The organism is Pseudomonas sp. GZD-209, assembly GCF_049310485.1.
GTDB classification, from domain to species: domain Bacteria; phylum Pseudomonadota; class Gammaproteobacteria; order Pseudomonadales; family Pseudomonadaceae; genus Aquipseudomonas; species Aquipseudomonas sichuanensis.
In genome coordinates this window covers 1-21,152 of record NZ_JBMOWQ010000271.1, presented here as the reverse complement: position 1 = coordinate 21,152, position 21,152 = coordinate 1, and the positions used below count along the sequence as shown (strand labels likewise).

General features: G+C 59.2%; 21 protein-coding genes and 2 tRNA genes. 19 read left to right on the top strand and 4 right to left on the bottom strand.

The features are described 5' to 3' along the window. Positions 1–140: 140 nt before the first annotated feature. The 6 genes from ACO6VM_RS26145 to ACO6VM_RS26120 all read left to right on the top strand — a co-directional run bounded on the left by ACO6VM_RS26145 (position 141) and on the right by ACO6VM_RS26120 (position 5,625). Positions 141–2,390, top strand: coding sequence for an AsmA family protein (locus tag ACO6VM_RS26145; RefSeq protein ID WP_422404020.1), 2,250 nt, complete (start codon positions 141–143; stop codon positions 2,388–2,390). Continuing rightward, the gene (mutY, locus tag ACO6VM_RS26140) at positions 2,387–3,454 is read left to right on the top strand and encodes an A/G-specific adenine glycosylase (RefSeq protein ID WP_316905009.1); all 1,068 of its coding nucleotides are present in this window, start codon (positions 2,387–2,389) and stop codon (positions 3,452–3,454) included. Before ACO6VM_RS26145 ends, mutY begins: the two co-directional genes overlap by 4 nt. Next, a complete protein-coding gene (locus ACO6VM_RS26135; protein WP_110992242.1) occupies positions 3,451–3,723 on the top strand; it encodes an oxidative damage protection protein in 273 nt (90 codons plus the stop codon). Before mutY ends, ACO6VM_RS26135 begins: the two co-directional genes overlap by 4 nt. Before the next feature lie 90 nt (positions 3,724–3,813). After that, positions 3,814–3,889, top strand: a tRNA-Phe gene (locus ACO6VM_RS26130). Positions 3,890–4,066: 177 nt separating this feature from the next. Next, positions 4,067–5,074 carry a polyphosphate kinase 2 gene (gene ppk2, locus ACO6VM_RS26125; protein WP_422404019.1) on the top strand — a complete coding sequence of 336 codons (1,008 nt, stop codon included), beginning with the start codon at positions 4,067–4,069 and terminating at the stop codon, positions 5,072–5,074. 107 nt (positions 5,075–5,181) lie between these two features. Beyond that, complete coding sequence (locus ACO6VM_RS26120) at positions 5,182–5,625, top strand: hypothetical protein (RefSeq protein ID WP_422404018.1); 444 nt, start codon at positions 5,182–5,184, stop codon at positions 5,623–5,625. Positions 5,626–5,780: 155 nt separating this feature from the next. Here ACO6VM_RS26120 and gabP read toward each other — a convergent pair whose 3' ends face one another. Further along, the gene (gene gabP / locus ACO6VM_RS26115) at positions 5,781–7,166 is read right to left on the bottom strand and encodes a GABA permease (protein ID WP_110992235.1); all 1,386 of its coding nucleotides are present in this window, start codon (positions 7,164–7,166) and stop codon (positions 5,781–5,783) included. Positions 7,167–7,902: 736 nt separating this feature from the next. Between gabP and ACO6VM_RS26110 the strand changes: the two genes are divergently transcribed. Genes ACO6VM_RS26110 through ACO6VM_RS26090 form a run of 5 tightly spaced genes read left to right on the top strand, consistent with a single transcriptional unit; the run spans position 7,903 to position 12,175 of the window. Then, positions 7,903–8,676, top strand: coding sequence for an ABC transporter ATP-binding protein (locus ACO6VM_RS26110; protein ID WP_028688471.1), 774 nt, complete (start codon positions 7,903–7,905; stop codon positions 8,674–8,676). Between the two features lie 11 nt (positions 8,677–8,687). Beyond that, positions 8,688–9,443: an ABC transporter substrate-binding protein gene (locus ACO6VM_RS26105; RefSeq protein WP_125462249.1), complete on the top strand. Its 756-nt coding sequence runs from the start codon at positions 8,688–8,690 to the stop codon at positions 9,441–9,443. Between the two features lie 56 nt (positions 9,444–9,499). Then, positions 9,500–10,192, top strand: coding sequence for an ABC transporter permease (locus ACO6VM_RS26100; RefSeq protein ID WP_125462248.1), 693 nt, complete (start codon positions 9,500–9,502; stop codon positions 10,190–10,192). Next, positions 10,193–10,882: an ABC transporter permease gene (locus tag ACO6VM_RS26095; RefSeq protein ID WP_401057556.1), complete on the top strand. Its 690-nt coding sequence runs from the start codon at positions 10,193–10,195 to the stop codon at positions 10,880–10,882. A gap of 57 nt (positions 10,883–10,939) precedes the next feature. After that, a complete protein-coding gene (locus ACO6VM_RS26090) occupies positions 10,940–12,175 on the top strand; it encodes a methyltransferase (protein WP_422404017.1) in 1,236 nt (411 codons plus the stop codon). A gap of 234 nt (positions 12,176–12,409) precedes the next feature. On the opposite strand, the gene mdtI is transcribed toward ACO6VM_RS26090, so the two are convergent. Together mdtI and ACO6VM_RS26080 are read right to left on the bottom strand one after the other, a co-directional pair. After that, a complete protein-coding gene (gene mdtI, locus ACO6VM_RS26085) occupies positions 12,410–12,727 on the bottom strand; it encodes a multidrug/spermidine efflux SMR transporter subunit MdtI (RefSeq protein ID WP_125462245.1) in 318 nt (105 codons plus the stop codon). Then, a complete protein-coding gene (locus tag ACO6VM_RS26080; protein WP_110992229.1) occupies positions 12,721–13,080 on the bottom strand; it encodes a multidrug/spermidine efflux SMR transporter subunit MdtJ in 360 nt (119 codons plus the stop codon). Before ACO6VM_RS26080 ends, mdtI begins: the two co-directional genes overlap by 7 nt. Positions 13,081–13,736: 656 nt before the next feature. Here ACO6VM_RS26080 and ACO6VM_RS26075 point away from each other — a divergent pair. The 8 genes from ACO6VM_RS26075 (at position 13,737) to ACO6VM_RS26040 (ending at position 20,482) form a co-directional block, all read left to right on the top strand. Then, entirely contained in the window at positions 13,737–13,985 is a 249-nt protein-coding gene (locus ACO6VM_RS26075) for a hypothetical protein (RefSeq protein WP_153785697.1), read from the top strand. A 97-nt stretch (positions 13,986–14,082) separates the two neighbouring features. Next, positions 14,083–14,158, top strand: a tRNA-Thr gene (locus ACO6VM_RS26070). A gap of 164 nt (positions 14,159–14,322) precedes the next feature. After that, positions 14,323–15,651 (top strand): tyrosine-type recombinase/integrase, encoded by a 1,329-nt coding sequence (locus tag ACO6VM_RS26065; protein ID WP_422404016.1) that lies wholly within the window; start codon positions 14,323–14,325, stop codon positions 15,649–15,651. Between the two features lie 906 nt (positions 15,652–16,557). Continuing rightward, on the top strand, positions 16,558–17,538 hold the full coding sequence (locus tag ACO6VM_RS26060; protein WP_422404015.1) for an integrase domain-containing protein: 981 nt from the start codon (positions 16,558–16,560) through the stop codon (positions 17,536–17,538). Beyond that, positions 17,535–17,885 (top strand): hypothetical protein, encoded by a 351-nt coding sequence (locus ACO6VM_RS26055; protein WP_422404014.1) that lies wholly within the window; start codon positions 17,535–17,537, stop codon positions 17,883–17,885. The genes ACO6VM_RS26060 and ACO6VM_RS26055 overlap by 4 nt, the downstream gene beginning before the upstream one ends. 136 nt (positions 17,886–18,021) lie before the next feature. Beyond that, entirely contained in the window at positions 18,022–18,864 is an 843-nt protein-coding gene (locus ACO6VM_RS26050) for a PIN domain-containing protein (protein WP_422404013.1), read from the top strand. Between the two features lie 273 nt (positions 18,865–19,137). Further along, positions 19,138–19,698 (top strand): hypothetical protein, encoded by a 561-nt coding sequence (locus ACO6VM_RS26045; RefSeq protein WP_422404012.1) that lies wholly within the window; start codon positions 19,138–19,140, stop codon positions 19,696–19,698. Positions 19,699–19,867: 169 nt separating this feature from the next. After that, positions 19,868–20,482, top strand: coding sequence for a hypothetical protein (locus ACO6VM_RS26040; protein ID WP_422404011.1), 615 nt, complete (start codon positions 19,868–19,870; stop codon positions 20,480–20,482). 176 nt (positions 20,483–20,658) lie between these two features. Here ACO6VM_RS26040 and ACO6VM_RS26035 read toward each other — a convergent pair. After that, on the bottom strand, positions 20,659–21,152 hold a 494-nt coding region (locus ACO6VM_RS26035; protein WP_422404010.1), incomplete at its 5' end, for a hypothetical protein.

Sequence of the window (21,152 nt, the reverse complement as noted above, 5' to 3'; positions counted from 1 at the left end):
GCTTGCCCCGCGATAAGGGCCGAGCAGGTGATCAATGAACTGCCGTCATTCCCACTGTCGAAATGTCGGATACGCAGAGCCAAGTGCCACAGCGCTATACTCGCCGCTGAATTTCACAATCGGACTACAAGGACTCGCCCATGAAAGCGTTCGGCAAAATCCTGGGGCTGTCGCTTCTCGGGTTGTTGCTGATCATCGTGGCGCTGGGCTTCGCCCTGACGCACCTCTTCGATCCCAACGACTACAAAGACGAAATCCGCCAACTGGCCCGCGACAAGGCCCATGTCGAGCTGACGCTCAACGGCGACATCGGCTGGAGCCTGTTCCCCTGGCTGGGCCTGGAGCTGCACGAGGCGAGCATCGCCACGCTGAACAACCCCAAGGTGCCGTTCGCCGACCTGCAGATGCTCGGTTTGTCGGTGCGCGTGCTGCCGCTGCTGCGCCGCGAAGTGCAGATGAGCGACGTGCGGGTCGAGGGCCTGAACCTCACCCTCACCCGCGATGCCAATGGCCATGGCAACTGGGAAGACATCGGCAAGCCACTGCCTGACCCGGCCGTTGCCAACGCCCCGGCCACCGCGCCAGGCGAAGCGCCGGCCAGTGAGCCGTCCAAGCCCGAAGCCAGCGAGCGCTCGGTCAAGCTCGACATCGACAGCCTGACCGTCAACAACGCCCGGGTGCAGTTCACCGACGAGAAGGCCGGCCAAAGCTACGGTGCCGAAAGCATCCAGCTGAGCACAGGCCCCGTGCACGAAGGCGTGAACATCCCGCTCAAGGCCAGCGCCTTCCTCAGCGCCAGCCAGCCGAACATCAAGGCGCGCACCGAGCTGACCGGCGAACTGCGCTTCGACCGCAAGCTCAAGCGCTACAACCTTGAAGACATGCGCCTGTCCGGCGAAACCTCGGGCGAGCCGCTGGCCGGCAAGACCATGACCTTCGTCGCGCAAGGCCAGGTGCTGGTCGACCTGGCCGCCAATGTCGCCTCGTGGAGCAGCCTGAAAGTCTCGGCCAACCAGCTGCGCGCCCTGGGCGAGCTGAATGTGCGCGACCTGGACAAGGCGCCGCAGGTGAGTGGCGGGCTGTCCATCGCCCAGTTCAACCTGCGCACCTTCCTCGACGGCATCGGCCACCCGCTGCCGGCCACCGCCGATGCGGCCGCCTTCAACAAGCTGGAGCTGGTTGCCAGCCTGCAAGGCACACCGAACAGCCTGGCCCTGGAAGACCTGGCGGTGAAGCTGGACGACAGCACCTTCACCGGCCGCGTAGCCGTCGAAGATTTCGCCAAGCAGGCCCTGCGGGTAAACCTCAAGGCAGACACCTTCGACGCCGACCGCTATCTGCCCGCCAAGAGCGAGGAGGCCAAGGGCACCACCGCGGCGCGCCAGGCCGAGGTGAAACAGCAGGAAGCCAGCGCCACTGCCGGAGCCGGCACCACCCCGTTGCCCAACGCCCCCACGCAAGTGGCCTGGAGCAACGACAAGCTGCTGCCGGTGGACCGCCTGCGCGCCCTCGACCTGCAGGCCGACCTGGCGTTCGGCGCCCTGACCCTGGACAAGCTGCCCATCAGCGACGCCCGGCTCAAGGCCAACGGCCAGGGTGGCCTGATCACCCTCGAAACCCTGCGCGGCGGCCTGTACAACGGCAGCTTCGAAGCCAAGGGCACGGTCGACGTGCGCCCCGCCGTGCCGCAACTGGGGGTGAACACCAAGATCAACCGCGTGCCGGTGGAGCATTTCATCAAGCGCGAAAGCCCCGACCAGGCACCGCCGGTCAAGGGCCTGCTGACCCTCGCCAGCGACCTCACCGCCACCGGCAACAGCCAGAAAGCGCTGGTCGACACCCTCAACGGCAATGCCAGCTTCACCATCAACGATGGCGTGCTGGTCAACGCCAACCTGGAACAGCAACTGTGCCAGGCCATCGCCACCCTCAACCGCAAACAGCTCGGCAGCGAGCCGCGCGGCAAGGACACGCCGTTCGAAGAGCTGCGCGGCAGCCTGGTGATCCGCAATGGCGTGGCCAGCAACCCGGACCTCAGGGCGCGCATTCCCGGCCTGACCGTCAACGGCCATGGCGACCTCGACCTGCGGGTGCTGGGCATGGACTACAACGTCGGCGTGGTGGTCGAAGGCGACCAGCGCGCCATGCCCGATCCGGCCTGCCAGGTCAACGAGCGCTTTGCCGGCATCGAAGTGCCGCTGCGCTGCCGTGGCCCGCTGGAGCTGGGTGCCAAGGCCTGCCGCCTGGACCAGGACGGCCTGGGCAAGGTGGCGGCGAAACTGGCCGGCAACCGCCTGAAGGACAAGATCGATGAAAAGCTCGAAGAAAAACTCGGAGACAAAGTGAGCCCGGAACTCAAAGATGCGCTCAAGGGGCTGTTCAAGCGATGAGCCCCCAGCAGTTCTCCAGCGCCGTGCTGGAATGGTACGACCAGCACGGTCGTCACGACCTGCCCTGGCAACAGGGCATCAACCCATACCGGGTGTGGGTCTCGGAAATCATGCTGCAGCAGACCCAGGTCAGCACCGTGCTCAACTACTTCGACCGTTTCATGCAGGCGCTGCCGACCGTGCAGGCGCTGGCTGAAGCACCAGAAGACGAAGTGCTGCACCTGTGGACGGGCCTGGGCTACTACACCCGCGCACGCAACCTGCAAAAGGCCGCGAAGATCGTCGTCGCGCAACATGGCGGCGAGTTCCCGCGCAGTGTCGAGCAGCTCACCGAACTGCCCGGCATCGGCCGCTCCACCGCCGGGGCCATCGCCAGCATCAGCATGGGCATCCGCGCGCCGATCCTCGACGGCAACGTCAAGCGCGTGCTGGCCCGCTTCACCGCCCAGGCCGGTTACCCGGGCGAGCCGAAAGTGGCCAACCAGCTGTGGGCCACCGCCGAGCGCTTCACACCGATGACGCGGGTCAACCACTTCACCCAGGCGATGATGGACATGGGCGCGACGCTGTGCACCCGCAGCAAGCCCAGTTGCCTGATCTGCCCGCTGCAGCGTGGTTGCGAAGCCCATCTGCACGGTGAAGAGACCCGCTACCCGGAGCCAAAACCGCGCAAAGCCTTGCCCCAGCGCAAGACCCTGATGCCGCTGCTGGCCAACCACGAAGGCGCGATTCTGCTTTACCGCCGGCCCTCCACCGGGCTGTGGGGGGGCCTGTGGAGCCTGCCGGAGCTGGACAGCCTCGAGCAGCTCGACGACCTCGCTTACCAGCACGGCCTGCGCCTGGCCGGCAGCCAGGCGCTGCAAGGCCTGACCCACACCTTCAGCCATTTCCAGCTGGCCATCGAGCCGTGGCTGGTGCGTGTCGACCCCGTCGGCGCGCACGTGGCCGAGCCCGACTGGCTCTGGTATAACCTCGCCACCCCGCCGCGCCTGGGCCTCGCCGCCCCGGTCAAGAAGCTGCTGCAACGCGCGGCCGACGAACTGATTGCAGGAGAGAACCCATGACCCGCACCGTGATGTGCCGCAAATACAAAGAAGAGTTGCCAGGCCTGGAACGCGCGCCCTACCCCGGCCCCAAGGGCCAGGACATCTTCGAACACGTCTCGCAGAAAGCCTGGGCCGACTGGCAGAAGCACCAGACCCTGCTGATCAACGAGAAGCGCCTGAACATGATGAACGCCGAGGACCGCAAGTTCATCCAGGCCGAGATGGACAAGTTCTTCGCCGGCGAAGACTACGCCAAGGCTGAAGGCTACGTTCCGCCGTCGGAATGACCCCAAAAATCGTAAGCGACGGAATTAATTTAAATTTTTTCAAAAAAGTCGTTGACGAGCGGTCTGGAAATCTATTTAATTCACCTCGTCGCCCAGATAGCTCAGTCGGTAGAGCAGAGGATTGAAAATCCTCGTGTCGGCGGTTCGACTCCGTCTCTGGGCACCACCTTCAGCTCCTGGTGGTTGCAAAGTTACCCGAAGCGACACAAGAAACCCGCCTAGTGCGGGTTTTTTGTTGCCTGCGTTTTCTTGGTACATGTCCGGTTGATCGATATCAAAAAGCTACCATCTGCTTGCACATAGCATGGAGGGTGGACACTCGACCGACCCCGCAAGGACCTCCATGAGCGAAGAATCCGCCACCCTCCTGCTGCCGTCGCCTGCCGACACCGGCAGCGGCCCCGTCACCCGCACCCGCCGCCCACGCCAGCGCAAGCCCGTCACCAACGCCCCCACGCCAGAGACCATCACCCAGGTCAGCCAGCAACCCGCCGCCCTGGCAGTGGCCAACGCGCGCAAAGGCAGCAGCGAGGACAGCACCTCGGCGCACCTGCCGGCCAGCTACCCGTACCGCACGCGCATGCGCCGCCAGGACTACGACAAGGCCAAGCACGCGCTGCAGATCGAGCTACTGAAGGTACAGAACTGGGTGAAGGAAACCGGCCAGCGCATCGTCATCCTCTTCGAGGGCCGTGACGCAGCGGGCAAGGGCGGCACCATCAAGCGCTTCATGGAGCACCTGAATCCGCGTGGCGCTCGTATCGTCGCGCTGGAAAAGCCCTCCGAACAGGAGAAAGGCCAGTGGTACTTCCAGCGCTACATCCAGCACCTGCCCACCGCCGGTGAAATGGTGTTCTTCGACCGCTCCTGGTACAACCGCGCCGGGGTCGAGCGGGTGATGGACTTCTGCTCGCCGCTGCAATACCTGGAGTTCATGCGCCAGGCGCCGGACCTGGAGCGGATGCTGTGCAACAGCGGCATCCTGCTGTTCAAGTTCTGGTTCTCGGTGAACCGCGAGGAACAACTGCGCCGTTTCATCTCGCGGCGCGACGACCCGCTCAAGCACTGGAAGCTGTCCCCCATCGACATCAAGTCGCTGGACAAGTGGCAGGACTACACCGCCGCCAAGGAAGCCATGTTCTTCCACACCGATACGGCCGATGCGCCGTGGACGGTGATCAAATCCGACGACAAGAAGCGCGCGCGGATCAACTGCATCCGGCATTTCCTGCATTCGCTGGATTATCCGGGGAAGGACCACAGCGTGGCGCATGCGCCGGATCCCCTATTGGTTGGGCGCGCTTCGCGGGGGTTCGAGGAGGATGAGCCGGCGGCGCCGAGCCCTCTGTAACAGCCATCGCGGGGCCAGCCCGCTCCCACGCGGCGCCTCGCCCTTGGGTTTTCAGGGCAACTGCGCTTCAATACGCGCCTTTACCAGATACCTCCAAGGACCGCCTCATGGCCACCAACACCAAGCAACAGAAACGCGCCAAGCGCGCCGCCACCAAGGCCAAGCAGAACCGCATGGTGCGCAGCGGCCAGGCGGTCAAGGCCAGCACCGGCGAAAGCGCCAGCGTCGAGCAGGTGTTCAACAAGGCCATGGAGTCGGGCAGCTACAACAGCCTGTTCGACAAGATGAAAGAAGCCCAGGAAACCGGCCTGGTGCCGATGATCTCGGTGTTCCTGGTCGACCCGCTGCTGGCACTGGTGCTCAAGGGCCACAAGGAAGAACACGCCACCGACTACATCGTCATGGTGTTCACCGCCTACCGCAAATGGCTCGACGGCGCCGACGAGGACGCGACCATGGCCTGGCTTGAGAGCGATGAGTTCCAGGCGGCCTATGTCACGGCTTCCGAGGTGGTGGCCAAGGGGCAGCAACAGCAGAAGCAGTTCGGCTGATCGAAATCCGTGGGAGCGGGCTTGCCCCGCGAAAGCGCTGCTGAATTCACTGACGCTATCGCGGGATAAAGCCCGCTCCCACAAACAGCCCCAAAGGAAAACAAAAAGGCCGCGCCCTTCACAGGGCGCGGCCTTTTCATTTCACCGGCTGCGAATCAGCTATCCAGCGCCACGCGCCCGGCAGCGCCGCGCTTGCGGTGCACCAGCAAGCCTGCCGCCACAACTGCAATGCTCAGCAGCGCGGTAGCAATGATCTCGACGCGGTGATCCTCACGCAGCCCCATCACCACCAGAATGGCGACGATGAAGGCGATGGTCGCCCAGGTCAGGCCCGGGAACATCCACATCTTGAACGAGATCTTCTCGCCGCTGGCTTCACGCTGGGCACGCATGCGCAGTTGCGACACGGCGATCACCAGGTACACCAGCAGGGCGATAGCGCCAGAGCTGGCCAGCAGGAACTCGAACACCGCGGCCGGGGCCAGGAAGTTGGCGAACACGCACAGGAAGGCCGCAGCGGTGGACAGCAGCACGGCCCAGTGAGGGGTGCCCGCCTTGGTGGTGCGCTGGGCGACTGCCGGGGCATCGCCACGCTTGCTCAGGGAGAAGAGCATGCGCGAGGAGGTGTACAGCGCCGAGTTCAGGCAGCTGGTCACGGCAATCAGCACGACGATGTCGACGATCAGCTTGGCATTCGGCACGCCGATCAGGCTGAGGACGGTTTGGTAGGAGCCTTTCTCGGCCAGGGTCGGATCGTTCCACGGCACCATGGCTACGACCAGGAAGATCGATACCAGGTAGAACAGGCAGATACGCCAGATCACCGAGTTGGTGGCACGGCTGATCTGCTTGCCCGGGTCTTTCGACTCGGCGGCGGCGATGGTGACGATCTCGGTCCCCATGAAGGAGAACATGGTGGTCAGCATGGCGGCCAGCACGGCGCCCAGGCCATTGGGCATGAAGCCTTGGGTATCGAACAGGTGGCTTACGCCGCTGATCTGGCTGCTCGGGACCATGCCGAACATGGCCGCGCAACCGACGACGATGAAGCCGATGATCGCCAGCACCTTGAGCAAGGCGAACCAGAACTCGAACTCACCGTAGTTCTTCACGCTGAACAGGTTGGTAACGGTCAGCACCAGGGTGATGATCAGCGAGAACGCCCACAGGTCAACAGCCGGGAACCAGGCATGCAGGATGGCGGCGGCGGCGTTGGCCTCCAGCGGGATCACCAGCACCCAGAACCACCAGTACAGCCAGCCGATGGTGAAACCGGCCCAGCGCCCGATGGCGCGGTCGGCGTAGGTCGAGAAAGAACCGGTGTCGGGCGAGGCAACCGCCATTTCACCGAGCATGCGCATCACCAGTACAACCAGGGTGCCGGCAGCGGCGTAGGCCAGCAGCACGGCAGGGCCGGCGGCGGCGATGGCATGGCCGGAGCCGACGAACAAGCCGGCGCCGATCACGCCTGCGATGGACAGCATGGTCACATGCCGTTGTTTGAGCCCCTGAGCGAGGTCATTGGAATTGTTACCGCTCATAAAACTACCTTTGTAAGGAGTGGACCACCCGAATGAAGGGAAAACGAAGCGCACCAAGGGGTGATTTAGGCGTCGCCGCATTCGGTCTTTTCCCACTGGCAATAAGCGCGCCATTTTTAAATGCCATTTATCCGGAATGGCTGACGCCCGCAAATTCTCTGGCTTTGCAGCCTTTCTGCCAGGCTTTGACCGAAAGCCCGCCAAATCTCCATGCCAAGTTCGGATTACTGAAATACCCACTTACAAACGCACCAAAGGTGCTCCTCGGTAACACCCGCGCACCAGGGCAAGGCATTAAAGTGCAACCAAGAGGTACAACCATTGTTTCAGCCATGATTCGATCTGCGTGGGAGCGGGCTTGCCCCGCGATAGCGATTGTCGCCCCAACACCTTCAATCCTGCCGAAGCCATCGCGGGGCAAGCCCGCTCCCACGCCAGCCTGTACCGGCCACAAGGGCGGTAGCACCTGCTTTCCCGGAAAATGGTCTAAACCGCTTCCATGCTTGGGCCAAAGCTGGCACCATCGCGCCTTTTTTCATCAAGGCTCCGGTGCTGGGCAAAACGCCATTGCGGACATCCTCGCGACAGTCCACTGCAACGATGCGACAAACTGCCCCATCAATGACCGAAGCCCCTTGCGACCCGGTTGGCCGCTGTTGCGCCGCTATGCTAGCGTGGCGCTCGCCAGGAAGGCCGCCAACAGCTGGGAACGCACCCGAACACATGAGGACCGCACATGGCCCAGGCCACGCCCGCGCTGGAAATCCGTAACCTGCACAAACGCTACGGCGAGCAGGAAATTCTCAAGGGCATTTCGCTGACCGCGCGCGACGGTGACGTGATCTCCATCCTCGGCTCGTCCGGCTCCGGCAAGTCCACCCTGCTGCGCTGCATCAACCTGCTCGAGAACCCGCACCAGGGCGAAATCCTGGTCGCCGGCGAAGCCCTCAAGCTCAAGGCGCAGAAAAACGGCGACCTGATCGCCGCCGACAACCGCCAGATCAACCGCCTGCGCAGCGAGATCGGCTTTGTCTTCCAGAACTTCAACCTGTGGCCGCACATGTCGATCCTCGACAACATCATCGAGGCGCCACGCCGCGTACTCGGCCAGAGCAAGGCCGAGGCCACCGAGCACGCCGAGGCGCTGCTGAACAAGGTCGGTATCTTCGACAAGCGCCACAGCTACCCCGCCCAGCTTTCCGGTGGCCAGCAACAACGTGCCGCCATCGCCCGCACCCTGGCCATGAAGCCCAAGGTCATCCTGTTCGACGAGCCGACTTCGGCGCTCGATCCGGAAATGGTCCAGGAAGTGCTTAACGTCATCCGCGCCCTGGCCGAAGAAGGCCGTACCATGCTGCTGGTGACGCACGAGATGAACTTTGCCCGCCAGGTGTCCAGTGAAGTGGTCTTCCTGCACCAGGGCCTGGTCGAAGAGCAGGGATCGCCGCAGCAGGTCTTCGAAAACCCGACCTCGGCGCGTTGCAAGCAATTCATGTCCAGCCACCGCTAACGGAGCAATACATGCAGACTTACAAGAAGTTCCTCCTGGCCGCTGCTGCCACCCTGGTGATGTCGGCCAACGCCATGGCCGCAGAAAAACTGCGCATGGGTATCGAAGCTGCCTACCCACCGTTCAACAACAAGGACGCCAGCGGCCAGGTCGTCGGCTTCGACAAGGACATCGGCGACGCCCTGTGCGCCAAGATGAAAGTCGAATGCACCGTCGTGACCTCCGACTGGGACGGCATCATCCCGGCCCTGAACGCCAAGAAGTTCGACTTCCTGGTGTCGTCGCTGTCGATCACCGACGAGCGCAAGCAGGCAGTGGATTTCACCGACCCCTACTACTCCAACAAGCTGCAGTTCATCGCGCCGAAGAAAGTCGACTTCAAGACCGACAAGGAATACCTCAAGGGCAAGACCATCGGCACCCAGCGCGCCACCCTGGCCGGCACCTGGCTTGAAGACAACTACAAGGACGTGCTGAAGTCCATTCAGCTGTACGACACCCAGGAAAACGCCTACCTCGACCTGACCTCCGGTCGCGTTGACGGCATCCTGGCCGACAAGTATGTGCAGTACGAGTGGCTGAAGTCCGACGCGGGCAAAGACTACGAGTTCAAAGGCGAACCTGTAGTAGACAGCGACAAGATCGGCATCGCCGTGCGCAAGGGTGACCCGCTGCGCGAGAAGCTGAACAAGGCCCTGGCCGAGATCAAAGCTGACGGCACGTACAAGAAGATCAACGACAAGTACTTCCCGTTCAGCATCGAGTGATGCTCCCCCGACCCGTACCGCCCTGCGCGGTGCGGGTCCCTTGAACAAAGCTGCCCATGAATATCGACCTGCACGGATTCGGTCCGGCCATGATGGCCGGCACCCTGATGACCGTAAAACTGGCGCTTTGCGCCTTGCTGCTGGGGCTGGCCCTGGGCCTGCTTGGCGCCCTGGCCAAGACTTCCTCGATCAAGTCATTGCAATGGCTTGGCGGCTTCTACTCGACCCTGGTGCGCGGCGTGCCCGAGCTGCTGTGGGTCTTGCTCATCTATTTCGGCACCGTCGGCCTGATGAACAGCCTCGGCGACGCGCTCAACATGCCTGGGCTCGAACTCAGCGCATTCGCCGCCGGTGTCATTGCCCTGGGCCTGTGCTTCGGCGCCTACGCCACGGAAGTGTTCCGCGGCGCGATCCTGGCCATCCCCAAGGGCCACCGTGAAGCGGGCCTGGCCCTGGGCCTGTCGAAAGGCCGCATCCTGTCGCGGATCATCCTGCCGCAGATGTGGCGCATCGCCCTGCCGGGCCTGGGCAACCTGTTCATGATCCTGATGAAGGACACCGCGCTGGTGTCGGTGATCGGCCTGGAAGAAATCATGCGCCACGCGCAGATCGGCGTGACCGTGACCAAGGCACCGTTCACCTTCTACGCGGTGGCCGCCTGCATCTACCTGAGCCTGACCATCGTCGCCATGATCGGCATGTACTTCCTGGAAAAACGCGCCGCCCGCGGCTTCATGAGGGCCGAATAAATGAACTGGGAAGTCATCATCAAGTGGCTGCCACGCTTGGCAGAAGGCGCGGTCCTGACCCTGGAGCTGGTGGCCATCGCGGTGATCGCCGGGCTGATCCTGGCCATCCCGCTGGGCATCGCCCGCTCTTCGCGGCACTGGTACGTGCGCAGCCTGCCCTACGGCTACATCTTCTTCTTCCGTGGCACGCCACTGCTGGTGCAGCTGTTCCTGGTCTATTACGGCCTGGCTCAGTTCGACGCGGTGCGTGACAGCGCGCTGTGGCCGTACCTGCGCGATCCGTTCTGGTGCACGGTACTGACCATGACCCTGCACACCGCCGCCTACATCGCCGAGATCCTGCGCGGCGCACTGCAGGCGATCCCCAAGGGCGAGATCGAAGCCGCCCGGGCACTGGGCATGTCGCGGGGCAAGGCGCTGTTCTACATCATGCTGCCGCGTGCCACACGCATCGGCCTGCCGGCCTACAGCAACGAAGTGATCCTGATGCTCAAGGCCAGCGCCCTGGCCAGCACCGTGACGCTGCTGGAGCTGACCGGCATGGCACGGACCATCATCGCCCGCACCTACCTGCCGGTGGAGATCTTCTTTGCCGCCGGGGTGTTCTACCTGGTGATCTCGTTCTTCCTGGTGCAGGGCTTCAAGCTGCTGGAACGCTGGTTACGCGTGGATGCCTGCCAGGGGCGCTAACCTGCAACACGCTCGGGGCCGCTTTGCGGCCCCTTTCAATTGCGCCTCGGTGCCCGCATGAACACGACACTCCCCCTCCAAGGCAGCCAGCTCCTCGAGCGCTTCCAGGCCCTCGACCACTTTCTGCTTCAGCACCAGCCGCTGTGGCGGCCACGGCCGTTCACCGAGCTGCAGCTGGGCTGGGAAAGCCAGTACTCCGAGCTGTCCGCGTGGTTGCGCAATCGCACCCTGGAACAAGCCGAAGCCGTCCAGCAACACCCGGAACAGCTTCCGGCCCCGGCACCCTTCCCGCAACTGGCCGGCCTTGCACGGCAGTTGTCTGCCGTGGGTGAATTGCCCGACGCGGGCCTGCACCCGGCCGGCCACCGCCTTGACGCCAACGTCCCTGGGCGCAAATGGCAGCAGATCGAGGCCTTCAGCCGCCGCCTGAGCTTCAGCCAGACCACCCGGCACTGGCTGGACTGGTGTTCGGGCAAGGGCCACCTGGGCCGCCGCCTGCTGCAAGCCGGCCAGCAATTGACCTGCCTGGAGTACGACGCCGAGCTGGTCAGCGCCGGCCAGGCGCTGAGCGATCACCATCACCTGCCCGCCCACCATGTGCAGCAGGATGTAATGGCCGCAGACAGCATGCAGCAGCTGGATGGCGATAAAAGCGTGGTTGCCCTGCATGCCTGTGGCGATCTGCATGTGCGCCTGCTGCACCTGGCCAGCCAGCAAGGCTGCCCACAACTGGCCGTGGCGCCGTGCTGCTACAACCGCATCCAGGGCGAGCAGTACATCGCGATATCCACAGCCGCACAGGCTTCGGCCCTGCAGTTGTCGATCGGCGATCTGGGCCTGCCGCTCAGCGAGGCCGTCACCTCCAGCGCCCGGGTACGCCGCCAGCGCGACAGCTCGATGGCCAGGCGCCTGGGTTTCGACCTGCTGCAGCGCCAACAGCGGGGTATCGATGCTTACCTGCCAACACCGTCACTGCCGGTCGATTGGCTGAAGAAACCCTTCGAGCAGTACTGCCGTGACCTTGCCACGCTGCGCCAGGTCGAACTGAGCGGCACGACAGACTGGGCCGCCCTTGAGTCGCAAGGCTGGCAACGGCTGGCTCAGGTGCGCAACCTGGAGCTGGTGCGCAACCTGTTCCGCCGCCCCTTGGAACTGTGGCTGGTGCTCGACCGCGCCTTGTACCTCCAAGAGCAAGGTTATGCCGTGCGCGTAGGACTGTTCTGCGAATACCCGCTGACGCCGCGCAACCTGCTACTGCTGGCCGAACGCGGCGGATCGCCGCAGCGCAGCTGACAACCTGTGGATAAGTCTGTGCACAAGCTTGTGATGAAAATGTCCCCGGCTTGGATCCAAGCGCTATTTGCGGCGCTTTGCTTATTCCGCTTACCAGCTGAAAACCAGCAAAAACAGGGCTTTGCGCAAAGACCGGTGGCAGGGCCAGTCGGCATGCCTTTCGCGCAAGCGGAAAATGCCGCTTGTGCATAAGCATTTCAGCCGTAAGCTGGAAACCGCCTGAAACAAGGCATTTCAAGCCAGTTTCAACAGGCCCATGCCGACCAGAAGCAGCGCCAGCCCCAGCCAGCCTCGACCGGCCAGACGCTGACCGAACAGCGCCCAACCCATGGCGACAGTGGCCAGGATGCCGAAGCCGCCCCAGATGGCATAGGCCAGCGACAATTCGATGTCCTGCACCGCCTGAGCCAACGCGGTGAAGGCCGCCAGCACGCAGAAGATCGAGGCCACGCCCAGGCCCTTGCGACGAAAACCGTCGGAATACTTGAGCAGCAGGTTGGCCAGCACTTCCAGCACGATGGCCAGGCCCAGCCAGGCAAAGGGAATCAGCATGGCAATGCCTCCCCTTCAACCTCGACGGGCTTGCTGCGGGTACCCGCCTTGATCAGCAGGATGCCGGCAATCATCACCGCCAGCCCCAGGGCCTTGGCCCAGCCCAGGCTTTCGCCCAGCCAGAGCACGCTGACCAGGGTGATCAGGACGATGCCGATCCCCTCCCACAGCGCATAGGCCACACCGACCGGCACACGCTTGACCGCCAGGGCCAGGAAGAAATACGAAAGGCAGATCATGACGTACATCACGGCATGCCCAGCCACGGGGAAATGAGTGGCGGCGAGTTTCATCGACGCCGTGCCGATCACCTCGGCGGTGATGGCAACGATCAGGTAGATCCAGGAACGCATGGTGCCCTCCCATGGGCGACACAGCAGCCGAGCGCACAGGCGTCGGCGCAAGACAGAAAGGTTTAAGGCTGTAGTGGGAGGGTGGCGCTAGAGGTCGCCCGTCCAGTGACGTTCACGGGAGACCAGGCGGGAGGTGGAGAGGAGCTTGAAAGCTTTACTGTTCAACATAATGAACAACAAATTAGCTTAGGCAATCGAAAAAGTCAAAGCGATAGAAAAAACACAAATAAATACACGGTTAAATTGCAGGCATACCGAACAAAACCCTGAAAACACCCAGAACGACGCGTAAATTATATTAACCACTCGTGGAGCGACTGGAACACACCATGCCTCGTGGCCCGGCAACTCAGCCACAGCACAACCAAGCTTCATCGGTTCGTTCGGTGTATCATCGCCGGCTGTCCACGTGATCATGCACTGTTCAATCGAGCCAAGACGCGCAGAACCACCCGCCCGGTGATCTGCCGACGCTGTGCGAAAAATGATCAAGGATGCCAACAACCGTGATTGTCCGCGTAGGGGCATGGCCTCATCGTATTAACAGGACGCGCGTCACAGCTGCCAATGCCCAAGCTACTGGCCCCCGCGAGGGAGCAGCTAGCGTTGCAGCCGCCTCTTGAACACAGACTGACCTTGGAACGGATTCGAACATCGTGAAACACGCCAAGCCCTTCGCCCTGCTGACCGTCGCCCTGGCCCTGACTGGCTGCGCTAGCAGCACGCCCCCGGCCAAACCGACACCGCTGGACTGGAACATGCCCGGCATGCAGCTCGGCGGCGACCGCGGCCTGCCGCTGCACGTCGACACCCCCTGCCGCAAGCGCGGCTGCGACAACGACAAGCTGTTCTTCAACCCCGGCAAGACCGAACCAAGCGTCACCACCATCCACCGCGGCTGGTAGGAAAATTCTCCTTAGCGCTCGGTGACTTAGGGCGTTACGCATTGATTGCAAGAAGTAGTTTACAGCCGCGAATCCATCGCTATAATGACGCCCCTGTGCCGGTATAGCTCAGATGGTAGAGCAACTGACTTGTAATCAGTAGGTCCCGGGTTCGATTCCTGGTGCCGGCACCACATTAGGCTCCATTGCATTCCACCGAATGCTCTGGAAGCCCCGAAAACCCGCCCTTTGGCGGGTTTTTTCGTTCCAGGACCCTCTGTCGGGATCCAACAAAATCCCCCTTCCCCGAGGGCATGTTAGGGGTACTGCGATTTTCCGGTCAGGAGCGCGTACCCCTGTGCCACGTCTAGCGATCCCTCTCAGCGACCTGCAATGCCGCACGGCCAAAACCCGCGAACGCGCCTACAAACTGTTCGACGGCGGCGGCATGTACCTTTTCGTCAAACCCAATGGCGTGAAGACCTGGCGCTTGAAGTACACCAAGCCCAACGGCAAGGAAGGTACGCTCATTATCGGCAATTACCCCATCGTTACCCTTTCCGTCGCACGGCGTAAGCGAGACGAAGCCAAGGCATTGCTGCTCGACAATCTCGACCCAATGGAAGAAAAGAAGAAGGCCAAGATCGTAGCCCAGCGGGCGGCACTGCTTTTCGAAACCGTTGCTCTGGAGTGGCACGCCGACATGTCCCGTCGCTGGACCGAAGGCCACGCAAAAACCGTAATGAGCCGATTGCGCACCCACGTCTTCCCGCTGATCGGCCAACGCCCCATCGCCGAACTCGATACCCACGACCTGCTAGAGATCACCCAGCGCATCAAGGAACGCGGCACCATGGATGTGGCGTTAAGGGTACAGAACTACTTATCCACCATCATGCGCGGGGCCAAAAGGGCTCGGCAGATCACCATGAATCCTGCACTGGATCTGGCAGGCTCGATTCACGCGCCGCGCACAGTCCACCGCCCGGCCCTCTCCCTCAACCGCCTACCCGAACTGCTACACCGTATCGACAACTACAACGGCCGCGAGCTGACGCGCCTTGCCGTCCTGCTCACGCTGCATGTACTCGTCCGTTCCAGCGAACTGCGCTTCGCTCGATGGAGTGAGTTCGACCTCCAACGCGCCATGTGGGAAATCCCCGATACACGCGCACCGATTGAAGGGGTACGCAACTCCATGCGTGGGACCAAGATGAACGGCGACATTCAAATGGTTCCGCTATCACCACAGGTCATCGAAATACTGGAGTGCCTGCGCAGCCTCAGTCGTTTTTCAGAGTTAGTGCTACCGGGAGACCACAAGTACTGGAAGCCCATGTCCGAGAACACGGTGAACACCATGCTCCGCAACGTCGGCTATGACACCAGCAAGGACGTGTGCGGCCATGGCTTCAGGACCATGGCCTGTAGCGCCCTGCTGGAGTCCGGGTTATGGACCGACGCAGCCATTGAACGGCAAATGAGTCACAAGGAACGCAACCGCGTGCGCGCCGCTTATATCCACAAGGCCGAATTCCTCGAACAGCGCAGGCTGATCATGGCGTGGTGGAGCAACTACATCGACGCTAACCGCCATGGGCATGTGACGCCCCACGAATTCGCTCACCCGGTCGGCGACAACATTACAGCCCTACAAAAAAGCCCTGGCGCATCCAAACGAGGGTAAGCCAATGAGATCACCGCAGTCCGCCCTTCCACGCGGGTCCATCCAAGCGGGGCTGCAAAGCCGCCCTGCTTGGATGGACCTCATTTAAAAAATCTAAAGCCCACGCAAACTGTCTGTGGAAAACCACGGATTTCCACCGGTGGATAGTTTCATCCACAGCCGCAGAACGCCCGAAAATTTGGGCCTTGACCCGAATTATCCACAAGCGTAGAACAGATCGGGCAAAGCGCTGTCGTTGACAGCAACCCAGGTAGCCAGGACCTTTAAGGCTACGCCACACCGTGGTGGTTCTCCCAAAGTGCGATTAGCGTCCGGCGGCTCACACGGTCACAGCGATGTGATGGATGCCTACTTTTACCAGCGTGCCCACTGCGGCAACTCATCCCCTTTCGTAGCTGCCCTGCAGCAACCTATCCGCTTGGCCATTCCATTGCGCTAACCTGCGCCCGTCTCTTTCTCCCGGAAAGAGACGGGCGCTCCTACCGCTGCTGCAGCCCAACTCGTACAAGGCTTTGCGGCATTCCCCCTCGTGACAATCGGCGTGACAAACACCGGAGTCACCAGCAACAGCAATGCCGATGATGGTGCCGCAGCCCAGGGAATGGACTGCACCTGACTGACAGTCAGGCATGCCCCGGTCATCGCTTCACTGCCTTCACCCAGCTAAGGATCTCGCGGCACTGGTCTCGTCAGCCAGTGCAGCCTCCTCCCGCCCACTTCCCTCGAAGTGTTCAGGAGGTCAGATCATGAGATGCCCATGCTCCCGGTCGTAAGAAGCCGTAAGTCCCGCGTTAGTGGACAACCCTCACCGGTCGCAGGGGCCTTGATCCCTGATAATACTCAACATTCTTGGCGGGATGACGTGGGGAAGGTTTTAAAAGTTTTGGCTTCGAGAGGATTTCGATCATGGCACTGGTAGGTAAACGGGATGGGCGGAACTTTGGCTATGGCCGCCAATTGAGCTATGCCGGGCCGCAAGCGCTGAAAGATCTATTTGGCTGCGGACATTACGGCACGGTCAAGGCGCACAGTGATCGTTGGCAGGCGTTTGTACGCTGGTGTCGCTCGGAGGACGGGCCGGGGTTTTATGATGCGCGGCAAATTGATCGGCAGACCTTGCTGGCTTACGCAGGATATCTACGTCAGCAAGTTGAACAAAGCGCTATCGGCATCGCCACCGCGCAAAACCGGTTGTCCAGCGTGAATCGAACCATGGCTGCGCTTCGCGGTGATCAGAATGTGAAAGTGCCAAGTCCGAGCACGGCGCTGGGCATGCGGCGCACCAGAGTTCGTTGGTCGGTGCCGCAATGCCAAGACCGCGAACACATGAAGCGGATCGTCGAAGTGCTCTACGAACACCAAATGCCGCGCGCCGCGGCCATCGCTCAGTTGGCGCGAGCCGCCGGCATGCGACTGCGCGAGGCGATTTTGGCCGACCTCCCGCGCTTAAAAGGTGAGGCCGAACAATACGGCAAGATCAATATCCAGGATGGCACCAAAGGGGGCCGCTCAGGTGCCTCGGCATCTCGCTGGATCGGAGTGGATGATCATGTTCGCAAAGCGCTGAGATGCGCCGAACAGGTCTCGCCCGACGGTAGCCGCAACCTGCTGGCACCGAACGAACGCTACCTCGATTTCTTGCAGCGAATCGTCCGCCCCGCACGGGACCTCTTCCATACGCACGAACTCAAAGGCTTCCACGAATTGCGGGCAGCCTATGCGTGCGAACGCTATGAGCAAATAATGCAGCATCTTGCGCCTATCAACGGCGGCAAGTGCTACCAGCTCGGTCGACAATTAGATCAGGAGGCCAGAGCGCAAATCAGCTACGAATTGGGGCATGGCCGTATTGACGTGGTATCGGCTTACATTGGTGGTCGAGTATGAGCAAGCCAGTCGATATGGATCTGTTCCTGGCGGGCGTCCTGACCGGGTCGCATACCACGCGCCAACGCCACCTGCGTCAGGCGAAGGCTATCCAAACAGCAATCGCTGAGCGCTGGCAACGCGACAATCCATGGACTTGGCAGAGAAAACACCTTGCATGGTTTTTGAATCACCACCTAAACCAGCACACGGAATCGACGCGCTATTATTATTTTCTGACCATGCAATTACTCACTTATCGCTTAGGAAAACACTGGCAGTTCAACCGCGAAACGAAGGTCAGAAAACGGCCAACATCGGACGTTCGGATCCGCGGCGACTTTCAGATAAACCAGTTGCTGGACTGAATGATGGCAAATTGGTAGCCTTTCCTCCCTAAAGTCACGAATGAGCAGCTAGGTTTTTACCAAACGCTGCTGGCCATTTCAGCTCAAGCTTCAGTACGCTTGAGTTTGCTTGTAAAATATTAGAGCTCTTTTAACAATGACCGATCACTTCATAATCGATACAAATGTTTTAGTTCAGCATCCAGAGGTTCTCGCAATGACCGCCGAGAACAAACTGATAATACCTAAAGTGGTTCTTGACCAACTTGATCTACGACAATCGCGAGGAGTTCGCGGCGACATACGAGAAGTAATCAAAGACGCAATAAAGAAAGGCGTTCATATTGCGCAATCACCATCTAACTTAAAAGAAGAACCAATCGTATCTGATCCAAGAATGCAGCGACTTGACAATACAGATAGGGAAATTGCACGAGTTGTAAAGTCCTATGCCGAACGTTACGGAAACGCTGCAGTTTACCTAGTTACAGCGGATCAATTACTTGCTAAATTCCTTAGCCTATACGGAATAAAAACGATTACTGGTGCTCAGTTTTTAGAAAAATCCTCAGCCACCAAGGCCGACAAAGATATTCAAGAAACCGCAAAGAAAATTATTTCAGGGCAGCGACGTTATTTGACGCTTAGTTTTGTCCTCGGCACTATCGCGGCACTGGCTGGAACTTATATATTCGATAACTTTCAGCTGCTTATTTCTACGATTTCAATCTGGGGCACATTGATTATGCTTCCGATCCTTGGAGTAGCTTTGTATTGGTATCGTGAGAACTACCGTTTATCATATGGAATATTTGAATTTATTGTCGGAATTGCCATGTCCTACTATGCCTTCCTTCCCAATTTTGACTATCTAAATATTACGGGGGTTAAAGTAATTCAAGTTTTAGCCGGGCTTTACGTGATGGTTCGAGGCCTTGACAATATAGGAAAAAGCGCAGAAGGGACGCGCCTGGAGCAACTTTGGAAAAGGATATTTTGAGTAACTTTTCACTTTATCGATATTTGCTGCTTAAAGTTTCTGATTATTGTCATTGCGAGCACAAACGAAAACAGCCCTCTATGATCGGCATATATCGGCGGAAGCGGCCAACTATAGACACTGCGCATTACGAATCACCGACATGCTCACATAGATGAGGGGGGCTGTCATTCCGGCGAAGCCCGGGACAGCATCTTGTCTCGCAAGGGTCGCCTGTGCTGATGGCGTTCTGCTATTCTAGAGCAATCGAAAAGCTAAGGAAGCTCTCTGACAATGGCTACGTACTATCATGTTGACAATGCAGGCCTTCTCAAATCAGGCATGGAGATCAAACTTGACGGAGGGACGCGCTCAAGATTCGGCCAAATCTACCAGTCAAGATTTAAATTAATTGGAGCTGATGAAATTGGTCCTGACGTACCTCTCTTGGTCGATGTTCTGCCAGACCCTCATTATAGAGAATATTTTCTTGAGCTTCTTCGACTGCACGACCCGGAACTTTCGCATCTAACAAACAACTCCAGACTTAATTCTTTTTTTGCCGCGCTAACGGTAGAGGATGTTATAAAATACAAGTCGCGCTCCATGAATAAGGCGCCTGCAAACATCTTTGAAATCCATACAGACAGCGAAGTCCAAGTTCTTGATATGACTTGGCTGGATCAGCAATTCCCAAGGGATGTGAATAAATTTGGATACTATTATCGCCAATACTGGCGAGGCGCTCGAATTGACCAAGATCCTTACTTAGCTGAGCATGAAAAGCGTGAAACCTTGCTGGAGGTACTTATCGGTGGTGACTGCAAAGTTGGCAAAGTAGTTTCAAGAATTTAAAAATTAAATTAACCGTTTTTTATAGAGTCACATTGGCCGGTTTTGGTCGAAAGCTTCCGGTAATTACAGGTCATAAAAGTCGCCGTTGGTAGAGGAGCCATTCCAGGCTGAGATCCTTGCCTTGCCCCTCAAATAATAATGCCCCGCCTATTTCAACAGGGCGCCAAGAATGTCAGAGAGTTCGCTCAGCAAAATCGAAAAAGTCCATCTCGGAGTTCAGATCCTCGCCCAAGCCACTACGATCATCGCTGCGATCGTCGTCGCGGTGTGGGGTTATTACTCCACCGTTTATGTGAAAAAGGAAAAGGAAGTCACAGAGTACACACTCAAGGAGCTGGAACAGAAGACCACGCAGAAACCGCATATCCAAGCAAAGGTCGAATCAACAGTTCAGCCACTCCTAGATGGGCAGAACCTACTTCAGGTTAAGGTGATTATTTCCAACCTTGGTAACAAGGAAAGCAAAGTTACTCTGGACGATGACGCCTTGACGCTGGTACCCGTCGCCTTCGCTGAGGGGAAACCGATCTACCAGAAACCGATCAATCTCCTTTCGGGTCGCTATGCTGGAACCCTTAACCGCGCACCACTAAGATTCGTGAATGTTGGAGCAGGTGAGAGCTACGAGATCACGTTTGTACAGAACCTCGAAAATCCAGGTATTTACCTCATCCATTTTCTTGCCCTCAATGGTATAGATCCCCCTGCGGAGGAATTTCTTATCACAGGTGGCGTGCCATACAAGTATTCCGTTGGCGTAGACCAATACGTGGTTGTGAAGTAGGTAACCTTACGCCTTATCAGAGCGTCTACTGTTGGCCGATAGCTGCTCGTATCGACGGGTTAAATCACCTATAGCGGTCACTGGTGATACCAATAGACTCATTCACGTGGCCATGAGGAGTGGTAGACTTCATCAACCGAAGTGAACAATGAGATCAGTAACGAGGTGCTAGTATTTCAGCCGCCAACTTTGCGCGTGATATTTTCTTTTATCATAGCCCTGATGGGCGCGTTAGCTTTCAGTTCCTCTATCTGAACTGTGTTCCATTTCTTGGTATTCATGTATTCCATCCAGTGAGCAGCTCCGCACTGCGCAGTTCTTATCCGGTCTTTGTAATTGAATTGCTCAAGAAATTCAGGAGCTGGCTTGTGTATAGGATCAACGATTACCAATTTGAGATTATCGTTAAGCACCATAGCGTTAACCAACCGATTGTTTACGTGCTTATCTCCGAAGCCATAGCCAATAATTGTGAGCTCATTTAGATTTCTGAGCGTGTTAGAAAAGACTTGCAGCTTCTCCTCCCCAGGCTTCTCATTTGTTGTCAAGCTATATTTGCTACCACCAGTTAGCATCGATTGGCAAATAATATCTAAATCGCCGTTGAGATCCGTTATAACCCTATCTCTGTTTGATGGGACTTGTTCGCCATTATGAAAATATCCCATTC

What these genes read in the sequence shown, in the direction of transcription:
- ACO6VM_RS26040 (WP_422404011.1), top strand. Translation starts at nt 19,868, where the DNA reads ATGTCAGAGAGTTCGCTCAGCAAAATCGAAAAAGTCCATCTCGGAGTT.
- ACO6VM_RS26105 (WP_125462249.1), top strand. Translation starts at nt 8,688, where the DNA reads ATGCAGACTTACAAGAAGTTCCTCCTGGCCGCTGCTGCCACCCTGGTG.
- ACO6VM_RS26080 (WP_110992229.1), bottom strand. Translation starts at nt 13,080, where the DNA reads ATGCGTTCCTGGATCTACCTGATCGTTGCCATCACCGCCGAGGTGATC.
- gabP (WP_110992235.1), bottom strand. Translation starts at nt 7,166, where the DNA reads ATGAGCGGTAACAATTCCAATGACCTCGCTCAGGGGCTCAAACAACGG.
- ACO6VM_RS26120 (WP_422404018.1), top strand. Translation starts at nt 5,182, where the DNA reads ATGGCCACCAACACCAAGCAACAGAAACGCGCCAAGCGCGCCGCCACC.
- ACO6VM_RS26050 (WP_422404013.1), top strand. Translation starts at nt 18,022, where the DNA reads ATGACCGATCACTTCATAATCGATACAAATGTTTTAGTTCAGCATCCA.
- ACO6VM_RS26095 (WP_401057556.1), top strand. Translation starts at nt 10,193, where the DNA reads ATGAACTGGGAAGTCATCATCAAGTGGCTGCCACGCTTGGCAGAAGGC.
- ACO6VM_RS26090 (WP_422404017.1), top strand. Translation starts at nt 10,940, where the DNA reads ATGAACACGACACTCCCCCTCCAAGGCAGCCAGCTCCTCGAGCGCTTC.
- mdtI (WP_125462245.1), bottom strand. Translation starts at nt 12,727, where the DNA reads ATGCTGATTCCCTTTGCCTGGCTGGGCCTGGCCATCGTGCTGGAAGTG.
- ACO6VM_RS26135 (WP_110992242.1), top strand. Translation starts at nt 3,451, where the DNA reads ATGACCCGCACCGTGATGTGCCGCAAATACAAAGAAGAGTTGCCAGGC.
- ACO6VM_RS26100 (WP_125462248.1), top strand. Translation starts at nt 9,500, where the DNA reads ATGAATATCGACCTGCACGGATTCGGTCCGGCCATGATGGCCGGCACC.
- mutY (WP_316905009.1), top strand. Translation starts at nt 2,387, where the DNA reads ATGAGCCCCCAGCAGTTCTCCAGCGCCGTGCTGGAATGGTACGACCAG.
- ACO6VM_RS26110 (WP_028688471.1), top strand. Translation starts at nt 7,903, where the DNA reads ATGGCCCAGGCCACGCCCGCGCTGGAAATCCGTAACCTGCACAAACGC.
- ACO6VM_RS26060 (WP_422404015.1), top strand. Translation starts at nt 16,558, where the DNA reads ATGGCACTGGTAGGTAAACGGGATGGGCGGAACTTTGGCTATGGCCGC.
- ppk2 (WP_422404019.1), top strand. Translation starts at nt 4,067, where the DNA reads ATGAGCGAAGAATCCGCCACCCTCCTGCTGCCGTCGCCTGCCGACACC.
- ACO6VM_RS26145 (WP_422404020.1), top strand. Translation starts at nt 141, where the DNA reads ATGAAAGCGTTCGGCAAAATCCTGGGGCTGTCGCTTCTCGGGTTGTTG.
- ACO6VM_RS26045 (WP_422404012.1), top strand. Translation starts at nt 19,138, where the DNA reads ATGGCTACGTACTATCATGTTGACAATGCAGGCCTTCTCAAATCAGGC.
- ACO6VM_RS26055 (WP_422404014.1), top strand. Translation starts at nt 17,535, where the DNA reads ATGAGCAAGCCAGTCGATATGGATCTGTTCCTGGCGGGCGTCCTGACC.